This window comes from Streptomyces sp. SID3212, assembly GCF_009865405.1.
In the GTDB taxonomy this organism is placed as follows: domain Bacteria; phylum Actinomycetota; class Actinomycetes; order Streptomycetales; family Streptomycetaceae; genus Streptomyces.
This window is the reverse complement of the sequence record NZ_WWJY01000624.1, coordinates 1-4,092: the sequence shown is the minus strand read 5'-3', so window position 1 is coordinate 4,092 and position 4,092 is coordinate 1. Positions and strand designations below refer to the sequence as shown.

General features: G+C 71.0%; 5 protein-coding genes. All 5 read left to right on the top strand.

From position 1 onward, the window contains the following. A partial coding sequence (locus tag GT042_RS18755; protein ID WP_161309876.1) for a thioesterase occupies positions 1 to 441 on the top strand: 441 nt, incomplete at its 5' end. A 23-nt stretch (positions 442 to 464) separates the two neighbouring features. Beyond that, on the top strand, positions 465 to 878 hold the full coding sequence (locus GT042_RS18750) for a nuclear transport factor 2 family protein (protein WP_161309875.1): 414 nt from the start codon (positions 465 to 467) through the stop codon (positions 876 to 878). A gap of 44 nt (positions 879 to 922) precedes the next feature. Further along, complete coding sequence (locus GT042_RS18745) at positions 923 to 1,321, top strand: DUF3224 domain-containing protein (protein WP_161309874.1); 399 nt, start codon at positions 923 to 925, stop codon at positions 1,319 to 1,321. A 127-nt stretch (positions 1,322 to 1,448) separates the two neighbouring features. After that, positions 1,449 to 2,645 (top strand): cytochrome P450, encoded by a 1,197-nt coding sequence (locus GT042_RS18740; protein WP_161309873.1) that lies wholly within the window; start codon positions 1,449 to 1,451, stop codon positions 2,643 to 2,645. Between the two features lie 79 nt (positions 2,646 to 2,724). Continuing rightward, positions 2,725 to 3,960 carry a cytochrome P450 gene (locus GT042_RS40120; protein ID WP_202533127.1) on the top strand — a complete coding sequence of 412 codons (1,236 nt, stop codon included), beginning with the start codon at positions 2,725 to 2,727 and terminating at the stop codon, positions 3,958 to 3,960. The last annotated feature ends 132 nt before the right edge of the window (positions 3,961 to 4,092 follow it).

Below are 4,092 nucleotides of genomic sequence, written 5' to 3'. Positions count from 1 at the left end.
GCCCGCCGCGCCCCGCACCTGCCGTCCCGCCGCGCCCGCCTGCACGACCTGCCCCACGACCGGTTCACCGCCGCCGTGGCAAGGATGGGCGGCACCCCGCCCGAGGTGCTCTCGCACCCCGAGCTGCTGAACGCGTTCACCCCCTGCCTGCGGGCGGACTTCGAGGTGAACGAGACGTACACGCCCCTGCCCGGCGGCCTGCTGGGCTGCGACGTGTCGGCCGTCGTCGGCCGGATCGACCCCGAGGTCGAGGCGGACGAGATGGCCGCGTGGCGGGACACCACCCGGGGCGCCTTCGGCCTGCGGGTCGTCGACGGCGACCACTTCTACCTGAAGGAGACACCGGGCGACCTGTTCGCCCTCTTCCGCGACCGGCTGGACCTCCCCGACCGGACCCCGGCCCCCGTACCTCCCACACCCGCACCCGCTCCCACCCCCTGAAACCACTTCCTGAGGAGAAGACCATGGAATCGCTGGACCTCTCGGGCTGCCACCCGATCTTCGTCCGCCAGATCGACTGCCTCCAGAACAAGGACATCGACGGCCTCATCGAGACCTACCACCCCGAAGCCGTGGTGGTCCGCTTCCAGGGCGTGCTCAACGGCATCGAGGAGATCGGCGAGACCTTCGGCCGCTACATGGACATCCAGGCGCGCTACGAACGGCTGCTGGAGTACACCCACACCGACGACACCATCTTCATGCGCGCCCTGATGAGCGTGCGCGGCGAACGCGAACTCGGCTTCGGCGCATACGTTCTGAAGGACGGTCTGATCTGGCGCCAGGTCGCCGGAATCGAAGGCGGAATGCGCGACTGGTTCGCGGGACAGAACGACCCGGGGCATGCTGGACAAACGGACGACGCCACCTCCGTGTGACCTCGCCGCCCTTCGACAACCGCCCGCTGAGGAGAGAGACACACATGAGCAATGCCACCGGCACCCGCGCTCTGAAGAGCTGGGACGAGCAGGACATCTCGGAGGCCGACGGCCGCAAGGTGACCCGCTCGGCCATCGAGTACTCCTACACCGGCGACATCGAGGGGGAGGGCGTCCAGGAGTACGTGATGTTCTACCGCAGCGACGAGTCGACCACCTTCGTCGGCCTGGAGCAGATCACCGGAAGGATCGGGGACCGCTCCGGCAGCTTCGTGCTCCAGCACACCGGCGAACTGACCGGCTCCGCCGCCGTGGTGACCTGGACGGTCGTCCCCGGCTCCGGTACGGGAGAGCTGACCGGCCTGACCGGCAGCGGCGGCTTCACCGCCACCCACGAGGAGGGCGGCAACGCCCAGTACCGGCTGGACCACGACTTCGCGTGATCCGCCGGTGCGCGGGGCGGGACCTGCCAGCACAAAGTTGAGCAGACTCCCGAACGGCCGACGATGAGGATGGCTGCCGGGCAACTCCGCCCGGCAGCCGTTCCGTTGGACGAGGAGGACCCGCCCCTTGGACGCCTCGACCCCACCGTCGTCGTACCCCGTACCGCGCACCTGCCCGATCGATCCGGCACCCGTCTACCCGCGGTTGCGGGCGGAACAGCCGGTCTTCCGTACGACCCTGGACTTCGACGGGAGCGAGGTGTGGCTGGTCACGGGCCACGCCGACGCCCGCGCCGTCCTCGCCGACCACCGTTTCAGCTCGGACTTCTCCCGGGAGGGATTCCCGGCCCGGATGACCGTCCGGCCGCCCGGCCCGGGGACGTTCATCCGGATGGACCCACCGGACCACGCCCGGCTGCGCCGCACCATCGTCGGCGAGTTCCGGGCGAAGCGGCTGGAGAAGCTGCGCCCCGCGATCCAGGGCATCGTCGACGGCCTCGTCGACACCATGCTGCGGGGCGGCGACACCGCCGACCTGGTCCAGGCGATCGCCCTTCCGCTGCCCACCCTGGTGATCTGCGAACTCCTCGGAGTGCCGTACGGGGACCGGGAGTTCTTCCAGGAGCGCACCCAGGTCATCGGCGACCAGTCGGCGCCGCCGGCCCGCCGCCAGGTCGTCCGCGACGAGTTGCGCGCGTACCTGGACCGCCTGGTCTGCGACAAGACGGCGGGGCCCACCGACGACCTGCTCGGACGGGCCGCCGCCCGGCTGGACGAGGACGGCATCACCCACGACGAACTCGTCGGCATCGCCACCCTGTTGATGATCGCCGGATTCGAGACCATCGCCAACCAGATCGGCGTCGGCACCCTGCTCCTCCTCCAGCACCCGGGCCAACTCGCCGCACTGGTCAAGGATCCCGGGCTCGTCCCCGGAGCGGTGGAGGAACTGCTGCGCCACCAGACGGTCATCGACTACGGGCTGCGCCGCGCGGCGACCGAGGACGTCGAGGTCGGCGGACAGACCATCCGGGCCGGTGAGGGCGTGGTCGTGGTGCTCTCCTCGGCCAACCGGGACGAGAGGATCTTCCCCGACCCGGACCGGCTCGACCTCTACCGCCCGGAGGCCCAGGAGCACCTCGGCTTCGGTTTCGGCCTCCACCAGTGCCTGGGCCAGCTGCTGGCCCGCCTCCAGCTCCAGGTCCTCTGGGCCACGCTGTTCGCCCGGATCCCCACCTTGCGGCTCGCCGTCGACCTGGACGACGTCCCGTTCCGTACGGACATGTTCGTACACGGCGTCCACGAGCTGCCGGTCACCTGGTGACCGAACGCCCGTACCGGCTTCCCTCACCGACCGTCCCGCCCGGGCGCACCACGCTCGCGCGTACCCGAAAGGAGCCGGTGTGACCCGGCCGACCGAAGACCACCCGACCGACAGCGACACGGGTGCCGAGCGCTGCCCGTTCCCCTTCCCGATCAGGTCCGCGCTCGACCCCTCACCGGAGTACGCGCGGCTTCGCGAGGAGCAGTCGGTCTGCCCGGTCGCCCTGCCCAGCGGCGACCCGGCCTGGATCGTCACCCGGTACGAGGACGTCCGTACCGTCTTCAGCGACCCGCGGTTCAGCCGGCAGGCGGCCACGCGCCCCGGCGCCCCCCGCTTCATGCCCGGCGTCGAGGGCGACCCCGAGTCCATCGTCAGCAAGGACGCGCCCGACCACACCCGGCTGCGCAAACTGGTCGCCCCGGCCTTCACTGTACGCCGCATCGAGGCCATGCGCCCCGGCATCCAGCGCACCGTCGACGAGCTGCTGGACGCCATGGAGAAGGGCGGCCCGGGCGGCGACGTGGTCTCCGCCCTCTCCGGGCCGCTGCCGATCATCACCATCGGCGACCTGCTCGGCGTCCCGCGCGAGGACCAGGGCCGCTTCCGCGAGTGGTCCGACCTGATGTTCACGACGTCGCCCGACACGCTTCAGGCCGCCGTCGCCGCCCGCGAGGCCCTGATCGGGTACCTGGCGGCGATGGTCCAGGAGCGCCGGTCCGCCCCCACCGACGACCTGTTGGGGGTCCTGATCGCCGCCCGCGACAACGACGACCGGCTCTCCGAACGCGAACTGATCTCCTTCGCCGGCGGCCTCATCGTGGCCGGCTACGAGACCACCGCGAACCGGATCGCCAACGCCGTCCTCGTCCTGCTCCGCAACCCCGCGCAACTGGAGCTGCTGCGCGCCGAGCCGGAGCGGATCGGCGACACGGTCGAGGAGCTGCTGCGCTACATCCCCGGCGGAGCGGCCGGCGGACTGATCCGGGTCGCCACCGAGGACGTCGAGATCGGCGGGGAGATGATCAAGGCCGGTGACGGTGTCATCGCCGTCACCAACTCGGCCAACCGGGACGGCCGGGTCTGGGACGACCCCGACACCTTCGACATCACCCGCAAGCCGGGCTCGCACACCAGCTTCGGCCACGGCATCCACCACTGCGTGGGCGCCCAGCTCGCCCGGCTGGAGATGCGGATCGTCCTCAGCACGCTGGTCCGCCGCTTCCCGGGGCTGCGGCTGGCCGTGCCGGAGAGCGAACTGCCGTGGAAGCGGAACGTGGTCATCCACAGCCTGGAGGCCCTGCCGATCGCCTGGTGATCCGCCGGTCCGAGGGAACGGGGAAGCGAGGAAAGGGGGAAGCGGGGGAACGGGGAAGCGGGCCGGGGGAGTCCCCCGGCCCGCTTCCCCGTGTCGATCCTGCTGACGGCTGACGGCTGACGGCTGACGGCT

What these genes read in the sequence shown, in the direction of transcription:
- GT042_RS18750 (WP_161309875.1), top strand. Translation starts at nt 465, where the DNA reads ATGGAATCGCTGGACCTCTCGGGCTGCCACCCGATCTTCGTCCGCCAG.
- GT042_RS18745 (WP_161309874.1), top strand. Translation starts at nt 923, where the DNA reads ATGAGCAATGCCACCGGCACCCGCGCTCTGAAGAGCTGGGACGAGCAG.